This is a genomic window from Bartonella sp. MM73XJBT.G, assembly GCF_028618435.1.
In the GTDB taxonomy this organism is placed as follows: Bacteria; Pseudomonadota; Alphaproteobacteria; order Rhizobiales; family Rhizobiaceae; genus Bartonella.
The window spans coordinates 1-2075 of sequence record NZ_JAQISW010000064.1 but is presented as its reverse complement, the minus strand read 5'-3'; the positions used below and the strand labels follow the sequence as shown (position 1 = coordinate 2075).

The 2075-nt window shown below is 40.7% G+C and carries 4 protein-coding genes; 2 read left to right on the top strand and 2 right to left on the bottom strand.

Features of this window, described 5'->3' with window-relative positions; all coding sequences use genetic code 11:
- A partial coding sequence (locus tag PVV59_RS09765) for a glycine-rich domain-containing protein (protein ID WP_342753312.1) occupies positions 1 to 821 on the top strand: 821 nt, incomplete at its 5' end.
- Positions 822 to 990: 169 nt separating this feature from the next.
- Positions 991 to 1179 (top strand): hypothetical protein, encoded by a 189-nt coding sequence (locus tag PVV59_RS09760; protein ID WP_273755883.1) that lies wholly within the window; start codon positions 991 to 993, stop codon positions 1177 to 1179.
- On the opposite strand, the gene PVV59_RS09755 is transcribed toward PVV59_RS09760, so the two are convergent.
- Positions 1176 to 1532 (bottom strand): type II toxin-antitoxin system HigA family antitoxin, encoded by a 357-nt coding sequence (locus PVV59_RS09755; RefSeq protein ID WP_273755882.1) that lies wholly within the window; start codon positions 1530 to 1532, stop codon positions 1176 to 1178. The two genes, PVV59_RS09760 and PVV59_RS09755, sit on opposite strands and share 4 nt — an antisense overlap.
- Entirely contained in the window at positions 1529 to 1843 is a 315-nt protein-coding gene (locus PVV59_RS09750) for a type II toxin-antitoxin system HigB family toxin (protein WP_019220259.1), read from the bottom strand. Before PVV59_RS09750 ends, PVV59_RS09755 begins: the two co-directional genes overlap by 4 nt.
- Positions 1844 to 2075 lie beyond the last annotated feature (232 nt).

Below are 2075 nucleotides of genomic sequence, written 5' to 3'. Positions count from 1 at the left end.
GCTCGCTTAAAGGACCTTTGAGAATCGATGGTGATGTTGTTTATACGAAGGCGCAAGTGGATGCAGCCATCTTGGCAGGGATAAAGAGTCTTAAAAAAGATTTGACCGATAAAATCACCAATTGGCCGGCTCTTGCCGATGCTGAGTTGCTCTATACGCAGAACGGAAAAATTCAGTGGCCCGATTGGGTCACAGATAAAACCAAAGTTGAGATACAAGCATGGGGTGGTGGGGGTAGTGGTGGTGGTGCGGATACACCAAGATTAGGCGGCGGTGGCGGCGGTGGCGGTTGTAGCGTGTGGTATGGCTATAAAGCGAGTTTAAATGGTCATCAAGATATCACAATTGGAAAAGGAGGAGCTGCTGTTGCAAAACGCTATGTAAAAGGTAATTCTGGAGGAACAACAGTTGTTGGAAAGAATTTTATTACCGCTACAGGGGGGCATGGTGGTGGGAGTGCTTATTACGATAACTCTCGCGCAAATTTTGTTGGTGGTACTACTTACTACTATTCAGGCTCTGGTGGTGCTGGAGGCGTGGGAGGAAATTTTGGTTTAGCAACAGACGAACATCCAGGAATTGCTAAAGGCGGCAATGGTTGTGCTGGAACGGATGGAGTGACTGGTAAGACAAGCGGTAACGGAGGTGATGCTGGGGGTGATACATCAAGGGGTGGGGCTGGAGGAACGGGACAAGGTTCCTATAGTTCAGGAAAAGCAGGGCGTGGCTTTGGTGGTGGGGGTGCTGGTTCTCATGCCGATTCTTCTCCAAGTGGTGCTGGAGCTGATGGCGCTGTTCTTATAAGATTATGGAAAGAATGAATACAAAACCAAAGAGAGCGCAAGTCAAATGGATAGCTGTTCTATAAGAAAGCTTGTATAATTTTTAAGTCCTTTAAAGCCCTTTGAAAGAGCTTTTTTGACTGACAGTGTCAGTCTTATGTAAGAGTGCACTTGTTGTTATGGTCTCTTCATTGATTTGGAGAGCAAGATGACAATAGAATTTAAACTTCGTATTCACTTTATTAAGAATGGCAAGGGATCTAAGTTTTTAGCAATATTTGATCAGACAGCCTTTGATGCGGTTGTAAAATCCTTGATGTTGACGTGCAAATTTATCCCCTCCATGCGCCTATCCTTCTCTTTACGCATGAGGTGGAGAAAAGAAAAACAAGTCTAAGCTATTAGGCTTTCTAATGGGATGTTAAACTGTTGGTGCAAGTTTTTAATCATACGCAGTGTTAATTTTCTTTTACCACTCAGTATTTCATAAACGCGATTTAAATGTCCAATTGCCGGAACGAGGTCTTTGGCGGTTAAGTTCATTTGTTCCATTCTAAATTTAATAGCCTCAATAGGATGAGGAGGAGAAATAGGATAATGTTCTGTTTCATAAGCTTCAATCAACAACACAAGAACCTCCATTTGATCAAATTCTGGAGTATTCTCTTTAGGTTGATTGTCAAACATTGCAGACACAATTTCTAAAGCTTCTTGATAATCTCTCTCTGTACGAATTGGTTTGATATTCATTTCTTAAATTCCTTTAGTTCTACAGTGTTGGCATCAATCGCATCATACTGTTTATGCGTCCCTATAAACTTTATGTAAAGCCAACCTGCTGGATAAAAGATTGAAACAATTAAACGATAGTCATTGCCTCTAATATTAAAAACAACACGATTATTCTTTAATATGCTTGCATTTTTATATTTCTCTTTAATGTCATGAGGAGAACGCCATTGTGCGTTTTTAGCTTCATCTACCCATGCTTTTAATGGTTGTTCAGCATCAGGATATCGAGTCCAAAAAGTTTGAAGTGTGGAGATTTTAACAATTTTCATAAGTATATCCTGATTTTTATTAGCTATAGTACCATTTTGGTACCAAGTCAAGATATTTATAAAAAGAAAGTGCTTGTTGAAAACAAACCTTTCTCAAGAGCGGCTTTTACCTCTCATTTTTTCCCATTCATTTTCATTCACCAATATTTAAAGGAGCATAAAGTATGGCAACAGGTTTTCTACACGGTGTTGAAGTTGTCGAAGTTGACGACGGCACCCGTCCCCTTCGCGC